Annotated in this window: 10 protein-coding genes; 8 read left to right on the forward strand and 2 right to left on the reverse strand. The window is 60.3% G+C overall.

What is annotated here, in order from left to right; genetic code table 11:
* Both H0921_RS11370 and H0921_RS11375 read right to left on the reverse strand, forming a co-directional pair.
* Positions 1–972, reverse strand: a 972-nt coding sequence (locus tag H0921_RS11370) for a hypothetical protein (RefSeq protein ID WP_194538210.1), incomplete at its 3' end; no start/stop codon positions are given.
* Positions 973–1412: 440 nt separating this feature from the next.
* Positions 1413–2312: a MauE/DoxX family redox-associated membrane protein gene (locus H0921_RS11375; RefSeq protein WP_194538211.1), complete on the reverse strand. Its 900-nt coding sequence runs from the start codon at positions 2310–2312 to the stop codon at positions 1413–1415.
* Positions 2313–2772: 460 nt separating this feature from the next.
* Here H0921_RS11375 and H0921_RS11380 point away from each other — a divergent pair, with 460 nt between their 5' ends.
* From H0921_RS11380 to H0921_RS11415, 8 genes are all read left to right on the forward strand, one after another.
* Entirely contained in the window at positions 2773–3846 is a 1074-nt protein-coding gene (locus tag H0921_RS11380) for an AAA family ATPase (RefSeq protein ID WP_194538212.1), read from the forward strand.
* A 107-nt stretch (positions 3847–3953) separates the two neighbouring features.
* Positions 3954–4898: a DUF58 domain-containing protein gene (locus H0921_RS11385; RefSeq protein ID WP_194538213.1), complete on the forward strand. Its 945-nt coding sequence runs from the start codon at positions 3954–3956 to the stop codon at positions 4896–4898.
* A 212-nt stretch (positions 4899–5110) separates the two neighbouring features.
* The gene (locus tag H0921_RS11390) at positions 5111–7987 is read left to right on the forward strand and encodes a BatA domain-containing protein (RefSeq protein WP_194538214.1); all 2877 of its coding nucleotides are present in this window, start codon (positions 5111–5113) and stop codon (positions 7985–7987) included.
* 86 nt (positions 7988–8073) lie between these two features.
* Complete coding sequence (locus H0921_RS11395; protein WP_194538215.1) at positions 8074–11553, forward strand: vWA domain-containing protein; 3480 nt, start codon at positions 8074–8076, stop codon at positions 11551–11553.
* A 99-nt stretch (positions 11554–11652) separates the two neighbouring features.
* The gene (locus H0921_RS11400) at positions 11653–15093 is read left to right on the forward strand and encodes a hypothetical protein (RefSeq protein ID WP_194538216.1); all 3441 of its coding nucleotides are present in this window, start codon (positions 11653–11655) and stop codon (positions 15091–15093) included.
* 382 nt (positions 15094–15475) lie between these two features.
* Complete coding sequence (locus H0921_RS11405; protein WP_194538217.1) at positions 15476–17563, forward strand: hypothetical protein; 2088 nt, start codon at positions 15476–15478, stop codon at positions 17561–17563.
* Positions 17564–17876: 313 nt separating this feature from the next.
* Positions 17877–18986 carry a hypothetical protein gene (locus H0921_RS11410; protein ID WP_315851884.1) on the forward strand — a complete coding sequence of 370 codons (1110 nt, stop codon included), beginning with the start codon at positions 17877–17879 and terminating at the stop codon, positions 18984–18986.
* A gap of 268 nt (positions 18987–19254) precedes the next feature.
* Complete coding sequence (locus H0921_RS11415) at positions 19255–20514, forward strand: NPCBM/NEW2 domain-containing protein (protein WP_194538218.1); 1260 nt, start codon at positions 19255–19257, stop codon at positions 20512–20514.
* Positions 20515–20540 lie beyond the last annotated feature (26 nt).

Genomic DNA, 20540 nt, shown 5'->3' on the forward strand with positions numbered 1-20540 from the left:
CACCACCCCCGCCAGCATCAGCCACAAATACCACCGCACCGGACGCTCCCACTCCACACCCACCGGCTCCGGCAATCCAAACGCCGACAACGTAAACTCCCTCTCCAACGGCTCCACCCCTTCATCACGCAAATCATACTCGCTCGTAATTACTCCCCCATCGTTCTGCAGCGTCCGACGTACCGGAATCGGATACCCAGACTTCCCCACTCGCGTCTCCACTACCACCACCTCCGATACATCCTTCGGACCCTTATCCCCCAAATACTGACTCCGAATCTCCGCCCGACACAAACACCACTTCCGCGACGGGTCCAACACCAACACACCTCCCTGCTCCGGCACAAACGGCTGACGACTCATCGGATGCGGATTCTCAAACCGCACCGCCACGCACTCCCGACCCTCATACTCCACACCCTTCACCTCCACCACCCGAAACGTCGATTGACCCACCAAATCCACCAACCGCGTCCGAACCGCCCGCACTGGAGCAGATGAAGTGCTATCAATACCTTCGCGTGTCTCCTGACGTAATGCTATCTGATCGGCCTCGACACCATAACGCACCACCAGCCACTCCCCATCTAATGTCCGCCGACCCAACATAAAACTGTACTTTGAATTGTACGCCTTCAATTCCACAGCCAACCTCACTACATCTCCCTCCACCACCTCATATGTATACATCCCACATTCATTATTCTGTTTGATCTCAGTACGATGCAGCATCTTCTTCCCCGTTGAATGTATCAAGTATCGTGTTGTACAGCTTCCCTGCAAACAACGGGCAAACTCTGCGTATTCCTTCCAGGCGGCGGGGGCTTCCCGCAGAAAGCGTTCCCGCCAACTTCCGTCCGCTTGGGCAACAGCCTGGCTCATCCCCTGTTGGCACAACACTGCCCACCACACCCCACCCACCACCACACCACCTAGCCACAAACTCAGCACCATAGACCGGAATGCCGCCATGACTGTCGCCTCCAACAATATAGACAAAATCGGGAATATTTGCTCCAAGTAACATTTATTTACAAATGCAAGATTCATCAACATTGGTACAGACACAGAATAAACAATCATCGTTAGTACCCTGACTGCAATCTAATTTACTGGTTGTACAGTTGGGGGGATTTTGATTCCCACACCCACTGTTGCAAACCTTGTGTCCCGCACAGCCACCAGTAACAATATCGACCGGATCATTAGAGAGCAGCCGGTTTTGCGGTACGAGCACCAGACCGCACACCAGCAACGCTAAACCCAGGCTGCTTAGCAGCCAACCGACTGTGTCGTAGAGTCGCGTCATGACATCATCCTCCGTTCTGTCTCAGCAGCTTACTTCGGAGCTGCTTTTGCACCGGCTTGCCGCTTCTCCACCACAGAGAAGCCCCCAGCAAGCAGATGTTTCCTCACGGTGATGGCGTTCGCACTACGCGCCCGGCGTAGCGTGCCACCACAACGGGTTGGGAAGGGTGGTCCGTAAACAAAGCGAAGCGGTGCTGGAAGTATCCCGCCCCTCCAGAAAAGGTCATCAGGATATTGATCGGTCGCATTTCGTAAGGCGGCACGGTCACAGGCAAGTCTTGGGTGGCCGTACAGGCACAGCTTGCCGTGCCTCCCACAACCCGGATGGGATGATCCGTGTGATTGACCAGATGAACCGTGAACCAGCGTTGAGTTCCGGCAGCGGCCTCACCCACTTCGCTGACAGCAGGTTCCACGGTGAGTGGCTCTCCGCGCAAGCGAGCCAAGGCATCTGCCGGGCGGTCCACCATCGCCAGAAAGAGAACGGCAACGAAGAGCGTCAAAAGTGCTGCCGCCATTCCGACCTTTGCCGCTCTTAGGCCATAGCTCATTTGGAATGATGGGGAAATGCCTCGAGGCCGAAATAGCAACAGGGCGGCCAGGATCGCCAGATCGAGCAGGAAGGTCACCCAGGGATTGACCGCGAGCCGGCCGAAACAACCGCAATCGGTTTGCCCCAGGAGTGCCAGATACAGGCTGGCACTGGCCAAGACAGAGAAGAAGGCCAGACTTGCTATCCAAGCGGCACGCAACCATTGGCCGCTCAGTAACCAGGTGCCGAGCAGTAGTTCGGTCACAATTGCGGTCAGTTGCCAGCGAGGGGAAGACAAGGGCGACTCCTGAAGGGGAGAACTGACGAACAGGGCGTGCACTTTCAATCCCGCAGCACCGACGAGGAACAATCCCAGGGTCAGGCGCAGAACCAGGAACTCCCTACCGATTCTTCCGCGGGGGGGGACTGTAGCGATTGGGAGGACATGATCGGCCTCCTCGCGGGAACCCATACATTCGAGATGGTTTTCGAGTTAGTGCGAGTATAACCGGTCCGGGGAGTCCGTCAAGAGGCAATCGGAATTTTTTTGTCGGGCGACGGCTGGGGGAACATCTGGATGGCATGCCATCGCGCGGGAAGATCGCCAAGGGTGCGAGACTAATGAGGCCACTTGCCCCTTAGCCGCTTGTGTGCTGGAGATCAGCCGGGCGTTGAGGCATGCGGATAGGATGAGGGGTGGGTCGAAGGCGGGGCCGATTCGAGGGAGGCCTGGGTTTCTCGGCGCCGTTGCGGCATGGCTTGCTACCATATTTTCCTGGAGGGAGCGAGGGAGATGTTAGTCAAGGCGTGGGGCAGGCGTCATAACCATGAAACCTCCCTCCAAGCGAGGGGAAGGAGCTGTTATCGAGCTGACGCCCGATAACGACGGTGGGTAAGAAGAGATGCAGTATAGCCGCCTCTAAGGAGAAACCATGAGCGAAACGAGCGCCGCCAATGCGTCTGCCATGCAGGAAAGCGACCTGGAAGCGATCCGAAAGTTCAAGGCTGCCTTCGATAGCATCAAGCAACAATTGCACCGGGTGATCGTGGGTCAGGAAGCGGTGATTGAGGAATTGCTCATCGCGTTGTTTGCACGGGGCCACTGTTTGCTAGAGGGGGTACCGGGGCTAGCCAAGACGTTGATGATCAGCACGCTGTCGCGGTGTTTGAACCTGGAGTTCAGCCGGATTCAGTTCACACCGGACTTGATGCCCGCAGACATTACGGGAACGGATTTCATCGAGAAGAACCCAGTCACGGGCACGTTCGAACTGCTGTTCCGCCCTGGGCCGCTGTTTGCCAACATGATTCTGGCGGACGAGATCAACCGGACCCCTCCGCGGACGCAAGCGGCCTTGCTGGAGGCGATGCAGGAGCGACAGGTATCCGTGGGGCGCGTCCGCCACAAGCTGGCCAATCCATTTTTCGTCCTGGCGACGCAGAACCCGATCGAGCAGGAAGGGACCTATCCCCTGCCGGAGGCGCAGCAGGACCGGTTCATGTTCAAAGTGTTCGTCAAGTATCCGAGCTATCAGGAGGAATTCGAGATCGCTCGGCGGACAACCGGGGTGCAAACCGAGGAGATCACGCCGGTGCTCAACGGCGAGCAGATCATCGAGATTCAGACGCTGGTGCGGAAGGTGCCGGTCACGGACCATGTGATCAACTACGCGCTGGCCCTGGTCCGGCAAACGCGGGTGGGAGAACCGGGAGTACCGAAGTTCATCAAAGATTGGCTGAGCTGGGGCGCCGGGCCGCGTGCGGTGCAGAACCTCATTCTCGGCGGCAAAGCGCGCGCTCTGCTCTATGGACGTGCTCACGTCACCACCGATGACATCAAGGCCCTGGCCTATCCCGTCCTCCGTCACCGGATTCTGACCAATTTCACGGCGGCTTCGGAAGGGATCACGCCGGACCTGGTCATTCAAAAACTGCTCGAAGAAACCCCGGACAAGGAAGGCGCGCTGACCTCGGATGAGCGGTTCAAGAAGATTTTTGCGGCCTGAGATCGAAGCCAGCGTGTTGAGCACATTCTGGACCCACCCTGCCAACGGTTCCAACGGGGGCCACACCTCGGTGGAACCTCGTTCAGAGCTTCCAGGGGACACCTGTTATGGCGAAACGTGATGTGAGCGATCCCCGCCGCTTTTTGGACCCCACGGTCATCGCCCGGATTTCGCCGTTGGATTTGCGCGCACGGCAAGCGGTGGAAGGCTTCCTCAGCGGCATGCATAAAAGCCCGGTTTATGGCCAGTCGGTCGAGTTCGTCCAGCACCGGGAGTATGTGCCGGGGGATGATCTGCGGCGGATCGACTGGAAAGTCTGGCAGCGGTCGGACAAGTTTGTGATCAAGCAATTCGAGGCGGAGACGAACCTGCGGGCGTATCTGGTGGTGGACAGCAGCGAGTCGATGCTCTACGGGGAAGCCCGGCATCGTAAAGCGGGGACGCTGCACAAGTACGAATACGCAGCCACGGCGGCGGCCTGCCTGGCCTATCTGACCACGAAGCAGCAGGATTCCTGCGGCCTGATCACCTTTGACGAGGATGTGCGCGAGGTGGTGCCTCCCCGCAGCGGCCTGCCCCATGTGGACGCCATCACCAAGGCCTTGCACACCAGCCAGCCCCGCGCCAAAACCGACATCCGCAAAATCCTCCAGCGTGTGGCGGAGTCGATGCCGCAGCGGGGATTGGTCGTACTCTTTTCCGACCTTTTGGTCGATCGCCCGCCGCTGTTCCAGGGTCTGGAAATGCTCCGCCACCGCCGGCACGATGTTATGGTCTTCCACATCCTCGATGACGACGAGCTGCTCTTTCCCTTTTCCGGCATGACCCGCTTCGAGGGACTGGAAGGCCAGCCACACTTGCTCTGCGACCCCCGCGCTTTACGCGACAGTTACCTGGAGGTGCTGGAGGAATACTTGACGGAGGTGCGCCGCGGCTGTACCCGGATCGGCGTCGAGTACCATCTGGTCCGGACCAGCGACTACCTCGATGCCGTGCTAGCCCGCTTCCTCTTCCAACGCATGTCCCAGCGGAACTCGCTGGTTCGGCGTTGAGGATACCTGGGGATGGACCTGCTGTGATCTTTTCCCTGCACACTGGGGCAAAGGTTGGGCAGACTTCTAGGGTGGGGCATACCCTGACGAGTACACGAGAGGAAATAGCCAACGGCGGGAACCGATTAGCGTCCGGACTGGTTGCTGCCGGCCCCATTGCCGCGTGGCTTGACATGGATTGATCCCGGAAACCGAAGGCGAGACTTGGCACCATGTGGTCGCTGTTCTTACACCCGGTGACGATGATGGTGGGCGCGGCACTGATCAGCGCTCCGATCATCATCCATCTGATCAACCGGATGCGCTTCCGGCGGATTCCTTGGGCAGCGATGGAGTTCCTGCTCAAGGCGCAGAAGCGGATGCGGCGCAAGCTGATCATCGAACAGCTCATTCTGCTGTTTCTGCGTTGCTTGCTGGTGTTTCTGGCCGCCTTGCTCTTCGCCCGCTTTCTGGGTCTGGACCCACTGGCCGGTAAGGAAACGCGACCGACCCTGCACATCGTGCTGCTGGACGACACCCCCAGTATGGGCGAAACCGGCGGCGATCCTCAGCGCAGCCAAGACGCTTACGCTCTCGCCCGCCAGCATCTGACGGAAAAAATCCTGCCGGCCACCTTGGAAGCCACGACGCCCCAATCCCTGCGTTTGTATCGCCTCAGCGACCTGACCGATCTGCTCCAGCCGGACCCGGCGGCGGATAGCGGGCCGCGCCGCATCACCTCGGAATTGATCGAAACCGTGCGCGCCACCCTGTCCCAGCAACCGAAAGTCTCAACCGTGCGGTCCAGCCTGGTTCGTGGGCTGGAGAAGGCAAAGCAGGAGTGCGACCAGGCAGGGGCTAGCGCCGATGTGGCTCGGATCGTCCACGTCCTGACCGACCTGCGCACCGTTGATTGGTCTCAGGAAGGGGAAGCCCTGCGGCAGAAGATTCAGGAGCTACACGATGCCGGGGTCCAGGTCCATCTGATCGATGTGGCCCAGCCGCCCCGCCCGGCAGACAAAAGCCGCCATTTGAATTACAGCGACAACGTCGGGATTGTGGAGTTCCGCCCTCGCACGCGCCTGGCCGCCCGCAATGACCCGGTGGACTTCGAAATTCGCTTGAAAAACTTCGGCAGCACGGACCTGCGGGACGTGCAAGTCTATTTCTTCCTCGACGGCGTCGGCCACATCATCCCCGAATTGCCGTTCGATCTCATCCCTGCGGGACAGGAACGCACCCAATTGATCCAGGTCCAGTTCCCCGATGCGGGGAATAAGGACAACCCCCTGTCCCGCTTCCACATTGTCACCGCCGTCCTGGCCAATGTGCCGAATGACGCTCTGGCGACGGACAACGTCCGGCATGCAGTCATCGAAGTCCGGGACAAACTGGCTGTGCTCGCTATCGTGGGACCGGATGAAGACCTGGCCAATCCCGACAAAAAGAGCAATGATTCCTTCTATCTCCGCCGCTTATTCCAGGAAGCGTTCAAGAGCGTAGAGTGGATTACGGCCCAGCCGGATGCCTTGGATAAGCAGGACCTGAGGCGGTATAGCACCATCTTCCTGCTCAACGTCCCCCAGTTGAGCGAGTCGCAAGTTCGCAAGCTCGAGGCCTACATCCAGCAAGGGGGAGGGGTGGGCGTTTTCCTCGGCCCGCGCGTCAACCGCGAGGCTTACAACCGCCTGATGTTCCGGGATGGCCAGGGTTTCTTCCCCATCGAATTGCGGAATGACCCCACCCCACCCCTCAGCGAGGAACAGCGCTTTCTCCGCAGCCTGTCGCTCAGTAAGCGCATCCTGGTCCGGGAAGCTTCCGCCCGACAACATCCGGCCATCGCCGGTCTGTACACCAATGAGCGGGGCGACCCGGACAAAGCTCAGGACATCGAACGCTTCTTCTTCTTCGTCAATATCGATCAGCACTGGCCGGTGTCGCGCCTGAGTTGGAAGTCGCGGGACGACCGCACGGTGCAGGAACTGTTCTGCCTGCCCAACGATCGACCGATAGCCCACTACGAAGCCCGCGTGATGGAGTTGCAAGATAAAGTTGTCAAGAAGTACGCCGAGCCGAAATTCGAGCCGTACCGTCCGTTGATTAGCGAACACTTTCAGAACATCCGCGCTTTGTTTGCCAATACGGAAATGCCGTTGACGGAGCTGGCCCGCCGCTTGGACCGCTTGCTAGCCGATGAGGTCAGCGAAGGGGACCCGCGCGAGGCTCAGTTGCGGGAGTTCTGGGGTCAGCCGGAAATGGCCGAGTTGCGGCGGGAAGCCCAGAACCTGCGGGATGACTGCAAATATGGCGACCCCCTCTACCTCGCCAAGCGTTTCGGCAGCGGCCGGGTCACCGTCATGACCACCACGGCGGGGGAACCTTGGACCGATTGGCCCAGCGGCGCCGGAGCCGCCGGTTGGGTCGCCGTCATGAAAGAGATGCAGAAATATCTCATCGGTGGCGGCCTGGATGAAAACCGCAGCGTCGGGGAACCGTTCACCCTCCGCCTGGAAGCGGGACGTTACAAGCCCACGGCCCAACGCCTCTTCCTGACGAGCGATACTTCCCGCAATGACCGCGGTAAGGCAGAAGTCCTGCGGGAGGAACTCGGCGAACTGATTCTGTCTTTGGAGGGAGGCGAACTGAAACTGGAAACCACCGAGAAGCGGCCCGGCGCGCTGCTGCTGACACTGACGAGGCTGCGGCAGGAGGACGATCCCCCCAGCGAGCCCGCGGAAAAGCCGGAATATCTAGCCGCCGTCTTCAATCTGGATAGCCAGCGTGAAGGGGACTTGGCCCGCGCCCGCGGAACCGACCTGGCGGAACTGGCCCGAGGCGCGCTGGTCCACTCCGCAGCGGATGCCGACTGGCTGGACAGCCTCAAACAAAAGCCGACGGACTTGTCCAGCGGCCGCTGGCTCTACCTGCTAATCCTGGTGATTCTGGTGTTGGAGCAGGCCATGGCGGTGCGTCTCAGTTATCACAGCCGTCCCGAAGACGTCGCCGCCCACGCTCCCAGTGCTGCCGCGGCCTACGCACGGGGCACTCCGCCGCCGGCACCCTCCGGCAATGGCGCCCCCGCTCCGTCGACACCAGTGGCCGCCTCCTGAAAACCCAACCATTACCTCGCCCCTATGCGACTCCAAAACAACAAAAAGAGAGACCCGAACGGATTTCCTGATACGCCGAGACTGCAATGACCCCAGAAACCACACGCGACACGGAATTCGTCTTCCGCCGACTCGGGGAATCATTCCCGCAGTTTCTCGCGGACTTGTGGGCCGCCTTGCCGCTGACGCTGGTGGTCCTGACTTTGCTGCTCTTCGCAGCCCGGATCGCCGCGCAGCGGTATTACTCTCGCGGGCCGGGAGCTGGCCCTGGCAAGCCGGCACCCATCGTGCGCTTGCTCAACGGGGCCATATTCCTAAGCAGTGCGACCTGCATCCTCTGGTTCCTCTACGCCTTTTATCAGCGAGACACAGCCCAGATCCGCAGCGGACAAGCGGAAGGCACGCCCGGTGAAAGCAACCCCGTGCTATGGTACATCAGCGTCGGAGTCTTATTCGCCTTAGCCGCCTTCTACGTCGCCGTGCAATACCTGCGGGATAGCCGCTCGATCCGCTGGTATTGGGCCACCCTGCTGGCTCTGGTGCGCTTGTCCGTCTACGCCATACTCCTCGCTGTCTTTCTGCTCCCTGCTCAGCAGACGTGGGAGAAGACGGAGAAGCGCTCGCGGGTTGTTGTGCTGCTGGATATTTCCCCCAGCATCACCCAGGTCAGCGATGAAGTTAGCAGTGGCGGCCCACGGACTCCCCGCACGCGGATCGAACACCTCATCGAGTTTCTCACCGATGAGCAAGTGCAATTCGTCCACCGCCTGCTCCAGAATAACCCTGTGGTTGTTTATGCCTTCGGGACTCGACTGGATGAGACACCCCAGGTGATGGAACGGGGAAGCGCCCCCTGGTCCCGTCAGGAGTGGGAAGCTTTCGCCCATTATGATTTCCGCCCATTTCTGTTGCGCGGTTTGTCACCGGCGGGCCAGCAAGCGTTGCAGAACACCACGACGCCGGACTGGAACGGACCGCGCCCCCCCGCCGGACAGCGCCGCGCGGGACCGCCCCAATGGGCAGACTGGGCTACCCAATGGTACGCTCGGCGTGACGAAGGACTCAGCCCCAACCCCCAGGAACCGCCTAAGCCCCTCGTCGCCGGCCTGTCCCCGGAAGATGACGCCATCCTGCGGGACAACTTGCGCAAGCTGGACCGCCGGATCGAAGTCGCTCGCGCCATCGTTCTGGGAACCAACATCCCTGATGCCATCCTGACGGCGATCAACCGAGAAGCTCCGAACATGACACAAGGGATCATCGTCTTCTCCGATGGACGGAGCAACCTCGGCAGCGATGCCGTCATTCGTGAGGTCCGCCAGCGAGCCAGCCGGGAGAAAATCCCAATCTTCACCGTCGCTGTCGGCGTGGAACGCCGCTTCACGAGCATTGCCATCACCGAAGTGCAAACCGATGACGTCGTCACTCCGGACCAGGGTTTCAAAGTGGCCGTCCATGCCGATGGCGTCAATCTGGCCCATCAGAGCGTTCCTGTAGAACTCGATGTTTTCTACTTGGGCAAGGATGCTCGTGTTACAGACCTGAAAGACCGCCAGCCGGATTTCACTTTCAATGCTCAGACGCATCCTCGCAAGGAACCTTACCAGATCACCTTTACTCCCGGCGAGCCGCCTCACGGGCAGATCGAGTTCGAGATCGACCCGGCCAAACTCCAGCAGTATCCGCAAGGCAAAATCCTCACGGAAGAGTCCAAGGACACGGCGATCAAAAAGCCGGTGCTCAAGGAGGGAGTCTGGGCGGTCCGCGCCCGCATCCCCCGTCATCCTGACGAAGTCTTCCCCGAAGCGGAGCACACCCGTGAGCGCCTCGGCATCCAGGTGCAGCAGAAGGTCCTGCGCGTGTTGCTCTGGGCTTCCGCCGCCAACCGGGAGTTCCAATTCCTGCGCACCTTCCTGATGCGGGAAGCCAAGGATAAACGGGTCGAGCTGACATTACTCGTGCAGAATGACGCGGGGCGCAGCGGCCAACTGACGCCCAATCCTGAAGAGCGGCTGATCAAGCGCTTCCCCGACCGCCTCGATCTGGCGGACAGGAAGGTCGCACCGGACGAGAAAGGCTACAACCTCAACGAGTATGACCTGATTGTGGCTTTCGATCCGGATTGGTCGGAAATTACGCAGCAGCAAGCCGAACAACTGCAAACGTGGGTCCAGCGGCAAGGAGGAGGACTGATCTTCGTCGCCGATCGGATCCACACGGCCCAACTGATCCGCCGGGGAATGGAAGCCGGCAGCCAGCTCAATCCGATCCTGGAAATCCTGCCGGTGCTTCCTGACGATATTATCGCGGTCAAAATCCGGGCCATATCTCGACACCCCCGCCGCCTGTATCTCAACCCCATTCCCGGTTCCGATCTGCTGCAACTGGAGGAAGTGGACCCGCTGACCCAGCCCTCGGACAAGGGCGTCTCTCCCCAGGATCCTGTGGCCGGGTGGGAGCAGTTCTTCACCGATCGCGAACGCTACAGCAAACATCCGGACTACAAGGTGGAATTGTTCCCCCGGCGCGGTTTTTACTCCTGCTATCCTGTCAAGGAAGTTAAGCCGGGCGCGCATGTTCTCGCAGAGTTTGCGGAGATTGATGAGCGCGGCGAATTGGCCCGCCGGCCTTTCCTCGTCACGAACAACCCAGCAGCGGCTTGGCGCACCGCCTTCCTCGCCTCGCCCGAGCTTTACCGCTTGCAATCCTATCCCAGCAGAGGTCGGGAATACTATGAGCGGTTTTGGGGGAAATTCCTCCGCTACATGGCTGCCAAGCGGAATGTCAAGGCTAGCCGCGGACGCATTCTGATTAGCAAGGAGCTTCGCGTCGGCTCCCTCATCCGCGTTCAGGCGCAGATTCTCGATCCGAGTTCCCGGCCTTATCCGCTGGAAGGCGGCGGTGCTATCAGCCCCAAGTTCAGCATCTGGCGAATTGCCCCCACGAGCGAGCAACCGGAGTTGGTGGAAGCCGGCCTGCCACTGCAACCCAAACTCAGCGGCAACGATTTTGAAGGGTACTACACTGGCCAGGTCGTCGCCGACGCCCGCAAATTCCCTCCGGAAGGGGAATATCTGGTACGCATTGAAGTTCCGGACAGCGCCGGCGAAGTACTGCAAAGCCGCTTCCACCTCGTGCGGGCCAACCCGGAGCTGGACAACACCACCCCGGACCATGCGGCCCTGCTAGCCCTGGCCAGCCCCTTCGATACCGATCTGCAACGGCGCGTCCCCGAACGCGTTCGGACCCTCTGGAGCCAGCAGCTCCCTAAAGATGAAGGCGGAACTCCTAAACTGAAATTCACCCTGGACGACCGCGCCCCGCTCAGCCTCATCCCGGACTGCTTCCGGGCGGAAGAGCAAAGCTCACTGATCCGCGGGCCGGTCAACGATCTCTGGGACCGGGGCATCCAATTGCCTCAGCAGCGCGAAGATGGCTCCTGGTGGGAGCGTAACATTCCCAGCGCCTGGAGCGGCAAATACCTGCCCGTCAGTTGGGTGATGCTGGTGGTTATCAGCCTGCTGTGTGTGGAATGGGCCGTGCGGAAATTGCTCCGTCTGGCCTGAGCGAACAACCCCGATACTCCCGGTGAAGTGTCATCGCTCAATAGCGCAGGAGACCCAGCACCGCCACGCTACCTGTGCTCGCAGGAGAAAATGAGAACCATGGCTACCTCTGTTCCTACTCCCTCGAGTCCCACCCGGCTGGATGAACGCTTGGTCCATCCCCTGGAACAGCTCCGGGGATTGATCCGCCGTTATGTTGTGATCGAAGGGATTCTCGCCGCCCTGATCTTCCTCGGCGGCTGGTATGCCTTTCTCCTGCTGGTCGACTACGGCGTGTTCAAACTGTTCACCTGGGATTGGGTGGTGGAAAGTGGACGCTGGCTGCGAGGGGCCGCTTTGACGGCCGCTCTGATCCTCCTCGTCGCTCTCCTCGTGCGGCGGATCATTATCCGCTTGACAACCGAATTGTCGTATCCATCACTGGCCTTGGTTCTGGAACGACACTTCCCGGACTTGCTAGGAGACCGTCTCATCACCGCGGTCGAGCTGGCCGATGTGGAACGGATGGCTCGCTACGGTTATTCCCCAGCCATGATCCGGCAAACGATTGCTGAAGCACGCGAGCTGGTGGGCCGGGTTGCCGTGTGGGAAGTTTTCAACTGGGAGCGTTTGCAGCGCATGGCAGTCTGGGCCATCGGCCTCCCCTTGCTCACGGTGCTATTGTCCTTCGCCATACATGCCGTGGCGGTCGGAGGCTTTCAGCCACGGGCGGCCGCCTGGAAACTCTGGCACGTGACGACCCTGCTCGTGGAACGCGACATCCTGCTCTGGGACACCCCCTGGCCCCGCCGCGCCTTGCTGATCCCTGATGAAGCCACGGCCCAAGGGCTGCGTATCGCACGAGATGGCGGGGCGGCCCGGCTGCGAGCCTACTCCTACCGCTGGGTCATCGCCGACCGCAACCGGCCGGAAGGATGGCGACCTCTGCTTTGGAGCGATGTAACCGAAAACTGGATTGGCCGGAGCATCCCAGCCATTCCTTTCCCGCTCCTGGGTTTGCCGGACGAACCCAACACCCGGACAGCTCTGGCAGGACTCGCCGGAGCACCCCTCTTGCCTGCTCCTGGAAGCTTCCCGGAGACCAACCCAACTCTCCCCACAGATCCGTCAGCCTGGACGGTCGATGAACTCGAGCGTCGCCTTTTCAGCAAGGATGAAGCCCTCCAGCGGCGCTTACGCCAAGCTATGGGAGACCAGTATGGGGCGTTGCTGGCTGTGTTCCACCGCCTGGAAGCCTTGGCTAACGATCCCGCCTGGGGCCGCACCCTACGGCACCTGGAGGTTCCCGCTCAGGTGTTCTACAGCTACAGCGGCCGGCGCACTGCCGGAAGCGGCCCCCTGGCTCCGGAAGGACATAACGCCTACGTGGGAGAGATCAGTGGTCTGAAGGAGGATGTCCGTTTTGTTCTCAAGGCCGAAGATTTCCGCACACCGCCGCGCCCGATCACTCTGGTTCCTCCCCCCACGCTGACCCTCTTGACGGCCACCACCTACGAACCCGCCTATCTGCACCATCCCGCCCCGCAGGGCCGAGGTTACGAAGCCCTCCGCGGTCTGCGCCAGCGCATGCCGGAACAACGCCTCTCCCTCACCGGCGATAAGAGCATTCTGATCGTCCCCTCCGGGACAGAAGTGGTTCTCACGGCCACCACGGAAGAGCCGATTGTCGCCGCCTATGTTCTCCCCAAGGTGGGACGACTTCCCGGTGCTAAACCGGGTTCTGCCGCTCCGGTCCCCTTGCCACTGATTGACGCCAGGGCCGATCCGGACGCCCCCGCCGCGCCCCCGTCAGGCCGGACTTGCGTGCTGGAGTTCCGCAACGAGTTCCGCCTCACCGCTCCGGTTGAATGCGAGTTGGAACTGGTCAATGCCGATGGCATTCGCTCCCGCCGAGAACTGCTCATCCAGGTGGTGGACGATCAACCGCCGACTGTGGAAATCGCTCCCGACATCATCCGCCGCGTTGGGAATCGCTACTACGTGACCCCGCGGGCTAAAATCCCCTTCCACCCAGACAGCTACCTGCGGGACGATCATGGATTGAGCAAGGTGGAGTATCTCGCCACCTTTTACCCGGAAGAAAGTGAATTCGGCCAGGGTTTACGCGCCGCCCACGCCCTGCGAGCCTTGGCTCCTCTCCCCGTGCCGGGAAGTCCCGCTCCGCTGGAAGCCGCTGTAATGACCCATTGGGCCCAGCGCACCACCCAACAACCCCCTGCGCAAGAAGCGGCCTTCCTCCTGGCCAAGTTCTATCGCCTCGAACAGGCCCTCCGCCGCGAAACGCCTGAACATCTAGCTACTCTCCTACAGCAACCCCTCTCTCGCGAAAACCGCGACCTGGTCCGGACCTTCAAGCTGCGGACCGAAATCCTCCCCCGCCGCACCACTCGCTCCGACGGTTCCCTGGAATCATTCCGCTGGGAAGTGGATGGCGATTACTTCGATATGAGCGGTCTGGGACTGGAAACCCCAACAGGCGAGGTCCAGCAGCGCTACCGCGTGGATCTGACCATCCGCGCCACGGATACCAACTTCGATACCGGACCGCAAACCGCAATCACGGCCGAACCGCTCCGCCTGCTGGTCGTCTCCCCGGCGGACCTGCTCGTCGAGATCGGCAAGGAGGAGGAAGCGCTGGCGGTCAAACTCGACGATGCCTTGCGCCGCCTCAATGATGCCCAGCGTAAATACGCATACGTCCGCTCCGTCCACGAGAGCCAGCGCCTCGACGAGCTGGATCCTGCTCGGGTTCGTGCCAAAGATTGCGCTCAAGACCTCAGCAAAGCCCGCGAGCTGGTTCAGCAAGTCGCTCGCGAATTCCGGCGCATCGAACGGGAATGCATCGTCAATCAACTGGAAGAACGCACCCTCATCCACTACGGCACGTTCACCAACCGCCTCGATCGGGTCTTAGGTGATAATCCCCTGACCATCAGCCCGGAGGAAGACGAACAATGGCGCAGCGGACGGCTGTTGCCCGAACAAACCTTCCCGGAAGTGGAAACGCTCCAGCAAAGGGTCTTGACCAGCCTCGAAGAAGGGCGGCTGGCCGAACCGCTCCTCGTCGTCCAGGCCGATAACGCTCTTCAGGCCCTCTACCGCGAATTGAGTAAAATCCGCTCTATCCTCGGCGAAGCCCAAAGCAAAGACCGCCTCATCCGCGAGCTGACGGCACTGATCGAGCGCCGCGAACGCATCCGTCAGGAACTGATCCGCTGGCGCGCAGAACTCGAAGCCGATCGCTTCGCCAAAGAACCGGCGATCGGCCCCGCTGGACCTGTCTTCCTCGCCAAAGGGGAAAGCAAGCGCCTCAAGCACACTATCCGCTGGCGTCAATACGAGGAAGATGAATTGTCCATCCAATTGACCGTCTCCCAACCCCAGGCCTTGCAGGTACCCGCGCAACTGAAACTCAACTTCGAGACCCACCAGAATGAGTTTGACTATGAAGTGCGCGCCGGCAACATCGAAGGGGAATTTACTATTACTCTCACCCCCAAGAGTGGGCAGCCCGTAACTGTCAAGGTTACAGTCAAATGATCCTAGTCCCTGCCGGCAGATCCCCCGTCCGGGAAAGCCCGGACAATCTCAAGGGCACCGGCCAGCATCCTGCCTCCGCACTCGGCCAATTGCCGTAATCCCGCACGAGCAGGCCGGCCAAGGGGGAGCAAGTCGGTCCAGGCAAAGGGGGGCGTAGCAACGTATAATCGTAACAAGGTGGATTGTTACAGTTGTCAAAAGGCAGGGTCAGTCGTCATAGTGATGACAGCATCGCTCGTCGTGCGACCTAGCCAGAGCACCAGGGGAATAGCCCGGCTCCAACGGCTGGGATCGAGAGCAAGCCCAAGGGATCGCTTGTGTCCGCCGTCGAAGGCGTACCGGACCAACTGAAACCGGACCCACTGAAGAGGAGAAAACATCCATGAACAGCCCGTGGTCACCCCTACCCGTTCTGGGACGAATCGGTCGTGGCTGGGCCGTCGGGATTCTGGCCGTGTTGTGTTGGGGTGTCGGCTGGCTGGCCGCTCAGCAACCTCCCCCTGCTGACCGCCTCAAGAGCACTGAAGAGGAAAACCTCAAGCTCTACAAGCGTTTCGCAGACGAAATGCTCCGACTGGCCCAACGCTGGGAAAAAAGCGACAACCCGGAGGATCGGGAACGCGCCAAGGTCCTGCGGGCGGCTCTCAACCTGGCGGAACAGCGCGGCGTGGAAAACCTCTACAAGGAACTGATCCAGGGACTGAGCCGCCCCAATCCGACCAGCAGTGACTTTGAAACACTCCTGGGAAAGGATGCTCGCCTCTTGGCTGCTCTGCGCGAAATCCTCCTCACCTTGACCACGGAAGATGAAGCCGAACGCCTCCGCCGGCAAATCGCCGAAATGCAAAAAACCCTCGGCGAATTGAAGCAACTCAAGCGGGACCTGGAAAACGTCCGCGCCCGGACGGAAAACCCCCGAAGTGATAGCGACAAGATCGCCAAAGACCAGCGCGACCTAGCGAACCGAACCCAAGACCTGGCCAACCGGCTCGGCGGGCAGGAGGGTAAAGGCACCAGCGGCAACGCTCAGGCCGGTAAGGACGATCGGGCCGAAACCAAACCGGAAAGCAAGCCCGGTGAAGCCGCCCCCGAAGCCCGTCCCGATACCCCCGATAGCAAAGGCGACACCAAGGCCGCGGGAGAGAATGCCGCCAATCCCGCGGAATCTCGTTCCGCTCCCCCTTCCGATGCTAATGCCGGAGAAGACCGCGACGCTCCCAAAGACCCCCAGGCCGCCGGCTCCAAACCCTCCGAAGCCAAACCCTCGAATTCTGCCCAGAATCCCGGCAACGGCAATAATCCCTCTAATCCGAACGCCGGGAACCAAAATCCCAATCAACCGGGCCAGAGCAGCAGCCAGAACCCCAACAACGCCAGCACCCCCAACGCTGGACAGCAACAGGCAGGAGCCAGCAAGTCCCAAGGGGAAGGCAAAGGAGAGTCCCGTTCCAGCAACGGGCAGCAAGGCGGCCAAGGCAAGCCGATGAACCAACAGGCCAGCGGCAGCCAGGGCAGCTCCGGCCAGCAACAAGCGGGTTCTTCCAAGCCCTCCGGCGGCCAGAGTGGCGGGCAAAGCGGCGGCCAGAGCGGCGGACAAAGCGGCGGACAAAGTGGCGGACAACAAGGAAATAATTCCTCGCAACGGGACCCCGCCCAGCAAAACGTCCAGGAGGCCGTGCCACCCCAACAGGGCGCGGAACAAGATATCCGCAATAACAAGCGGGAGGAAGCCTCCAAGAAACAGGATGACGCCATCCGCAAGATCGAAGAAGCCATCCGGGAACTGGAAAAACGCCTCAAACAAATGCGGGAAAAGGAACTCCTCAAACTCCTCGCCAACCTCGAAGAGCGAATCAACCGCATGCTCCGCATGCAGATCGAAGTCCGGGAAGCCACCATCCGGATTGATCAGGGCATTCAGCGGAATAACGGTCAACGAACGACTGCGGACCTGCAAAAAGCCCAGGTCGAGGCGGAAAAGGAAATGCAAATCATCCTGGAAGCGGACAAAGCCCTCCAACTGATGGAAAACGAAGGGTCCGCCGTGGTCTTTGCCGGCGTCCTGCGTGAAGTCCGCAGCGACATGGAAACAGTCCGCAAACGCCTCGAAGCCGGCCGGGTCGAAAAGCAAACCCAGGACATCGAGCAGGACATCATCGATCAACTGCTCATGATGCGCGAAGCCCTCAAAAAGGCCCGCCAGGACATGGAAAACCAGGCCAACAACAGCCAGCCTTCGGATCCCAACGCCCGCCAAGGCAAACCGAAACTGATCGACCTGCTCAACGAACTGAAACTGGTCCGTTCCTTACAGGACCAGGTCAATAAACGGACGATTAGCTACAACAAACAGGAGCCGGGAGAACAAGCCAAAGACCCCCTCCTTCAGGAAGAGATTCGCAAACTCGGCGAACGCCAGCGCATCATCCAGGAGATGCTCCACAAAATCGCCACGCAGGCGAACCAGTAATCTGTCTCCGAGGACGGAAAGAGGGGGATGACCTTCCCCCTCTCCCATGGAGCGGCTGAGCAAACCCTGTTGTGATCTTACGTCCAACCGGTTATCCTGAATGAGGATACAATGATAACAGAATCACCGACCTGTGAGGAATGACCCCTTCAACCGTCTTCAGAGGTGAAGGAGTTAGAGCCGCAGGGTGGCGCCTGACCAGGCGGCGGTTAGTTCCTGTGAAACACACTTAGCGAACAAAGTTTCACCAGCAATTGGGCCAGAGTGGCAAAGTGATGGAATCCTACTATAGACCTTCCGGAGGAGATTAGCCGTGTCCGCTCGCATTCTCTCTTGGACGCTTCTGACGGCGGGTTGTGCCTGGGTGCTCTCCGCCAGCACGATGGCTCGTGCCGCCGAGCCGAACAAGTCCGGGCGCACTCCGACTTTCGGCTTCAGCACCCTCCGCACGATGACGGAGGAAGCTGCCAAGACCCAAGCCCTGGAGTGGCTCCGCAGCACGGGACGCTATGATGCCGCCACCTTCGACCGGATTTGGAATGATCAGGGGCGCTCGCTCATCGACCGCACGGCGGATGTGCTAGCTCTGGGACTGCCCCAAGCTCAGGCCGCTCTCCAGCAGGTCCGCGATCCCAACGCTCCTCCTCCGGAAGCAGCCCCCGCCTTCCTTCGGGACAGCAGTCTGGATCCGTTCGTGCGGACCAACCTTGCGTTGGCTTTCGCCAAGGCTGCGGTCAATCGCAAGGTTTACGAAGAAGCATTGGAAGCTCTCAACGGAGGAGTGGTGGAGAAGGCTGTGGACCCCGCCGCCTTCCTCTTCTACAAGGCCGTGTGCGAACATGCCACGATCCAAAAGAGCGCCGCTACCCGTTCTATCCTCCGCTTGCTCGATGAAGTGGCCGACGCCCCAGATCGCTACAAGCTCGTCGCCTCCCTGATGTTCTTCGAGATGCAAAATTGGTCTCCTGATCCGAAAGACCTGGCCAACATCGAACGGTTGATGGACAACAGCGGGCGGCGCCTGGAACTGGCCCGCGCCGGCGAAAAAACCCAAGACATCCAGCGTAAAATCATCTTCCGCCTCGATGAGCTGATCAAGGAACTGGAAAATCAGCAGAAAAACGGCGGCGGCCAATGCAACGGCGGCAACTGCCCCAATGGCGGCCAACCCAACGGGAATCGCCCCGGCAGCCAGCAGAATGCCAGCAACCCGGCCCCCGATAGCGTCATCATGGGCGGCTCCGGAAAAGGAATCGTCGATGAAAAGGAACTCCGCAAGATCGCCGAGAGCTGGGGTACTCTTCCCCCCGACAAGCGCGCCAAGATCATCGAAGACATCAACCGCGACCTGCCGCCCAAGTACAAGCCGATCATCGACGAGTATTTCAAGGCCCTCAACCGGATTCACGGCTACAGCAAATAAGCGTGGGCCAGGCGGCGGGATGGATCCCCCTCCCGCTTCAAAACCCCGTCATGACCAGGCTATGACCAGGTTCACAACGGACTCTCAAGCGGTGACCCCCTGCGGTCACCGCTCGGCTCAACGGATGGAGGAACCGCTGGACGCTCGTGCTCCCTCCCATCATCTTGGAGTGGGTAGAGTCTTGTTTCCATTCGGGCCACTGGCACGCCGGTCTGGAAGCCGCCCTTTCCTAGCTTTTCTGGTTCCAAACATTCATCGCCAAGCTCTCATGCCACACGGAATAACAGCCTGGTGCCGCTTTTTGGGAACTGTGATGCTCGTGCTTTGGGGTGCGGCTCTGTCCCTCTCCGCTGCCGAGGTGATCACCCTGGATGGGAAGAAATTGGCCGGCGACCTTCTCGCCGTCGAGAAGGAGCGGATCACCCTCCGGGTCGGCCAGGTTCAAGTCCAGATTCCCAACAACTCCCTCCTCGCTGTGGAGTTCGGGCGAACGGTTCCGCCTCTGCCCAAAGGGGCAAGATACCACGAAATCGAACTGACGGACGGTTCCACTCTGCGGGTGAGCCGCTTTAGCATCAAACAGCGGCAGGTGGAATGCGAACTGCTCAGCGGTCCCGAGGATGTTCCTCTTCCCCGTTATGATTTGTCCCTCGATGTCGTCTTTTTTATGATGAAGGGTGCGGAAGACCCCACCGTGCGGACGGCGTGGAAGAAAATGCTCAATGCACGAGGCAAACGGGATCTCTACGTGATCCGGGAAGGAGATACCTTGAACTTCCTGCAAGGCACCATTCACGGCGGCACGCCTGACGGAGCACGCCTGGACTTTGAACGTGCCGAGGGAGAGCGAGTTTCCCTCCTTCAGTCCCGCGCTACGGGAGGGTTGGTCCTGGCGCACCCGCCCCGGGGAAATCTTCCCCCCAAACTGTGCAAAGTGCTGGATGTGTTTGGCAATCAACTGGTCGCTCAAAGTGTGGAATTGACGGAGGGGGGCGTCCTGGTCACCACCGTGGCTGGCGTGCGCTTCCACTATCCCAAGCTGGCGGCCCTGGCCCGCCTCGATTTTTCGCTCGGCAACCTGGCCTACCTCTCGGACTTACCGCTGCAAATTACAGCTCCAGAGCTTCCGGCAGAAGAGAAGGAACTGCGCCTGCACCTGCATTTGCCCGTTCTCAAGGACCGAGGACTGTCCGGGGAGGTTTTGAAGGTGGCAGGCCAGCCTCCCTTCACCAAAGGCCTACTGATCGCGCCGGATACCGTCATCACTGTCGAGCCGGGGGGTGAATATCGCGAATTTCAGGCCATCGCTGGGTTGCCGGAGTCGGTTCTCGACGGGCAACTGGCCGTTCAGCTCACCGTGGAAGGAGACGGCCGGGTCCTCTTCCAGCAAACCCTCCGCCGCAAGGACCCTCCCAAGCCGTTGGCCTTGGACATCCAAGGCGTGCGCCAATTGCGGCTGATCGTGGAAGGAGATTTTGCTGTCAATGGCAATCGACTGATCCTGGGCAATGCTCGATTCGTCAAATGATAGGAAGAGTGTGAGTCGGGAGGCAG

Source organism: Thermogemmata fonticola (genome assembly GCF_013694095.1).
In the GTDB taxonomy this organism is placed as follows: domain Bacteria; phylum Planctomycetota; class Planctomycetia; order Gemmatales; family Gemmataceae; genus Thermogemmata; species Thermogemmata fonticola.

Coding starts and splice junctions, on each gene's coding strand:
- H0921_RS11385 (WP_194538213.1), top strand. CDS start 3,954: ATGGCGAAACGTGATGTGAGCGATCCCCGCCGCTTTTTGGACCCCACG.
- H0921_RS11390 (WP_194538214.1), top strand. CDS start 5,111: ATGTGGTCGCTGTTCTTACACCCGGTGACGATGATGGTGGGCGCGGCA.
- H0921_RS11395 (WP_194538215.1), top strand. CDS start 8,074: ATGACCCCAGAAACCACACGCGACACGGAATTCGTCTTCCGCCGACTC.
- H0921_RS11380 (WP_194538212.1), top strand. CDS start 2,773: ATGAGCGAAACGAGCGCCGCCAATGCGTCTGCCATGCAGGAAAGCGAC.
- H0921_RS11415 (WP_194538218.1), top strand. CDS start 19,255: ATGCCACACGGAATAACAGCCTGGTGCCGCTTTTTGGGAACTGTGATG.
- H0921_RS11400 (WP_194538216.1), top strand. CDS start 11,653: ATGGCTACCTCTGTTCCTACTCCCTCGAGTCCCACCCGGCTGGATGAA.
- H0921_RS11405 (WP_194538217.1), top strand. CDS start 15,476: ATGAACAGCCCGTGGTCACCCCTACCCGTTCTGGGACGAATCGGTCGT.
- H0921_RS11375 (WP_194538211.1), bottom strand. CDS start 2,312: ATGGGTTCCCGCGAGGAGGCCGATCATGTCCTCCCAATCGCTACAGTC.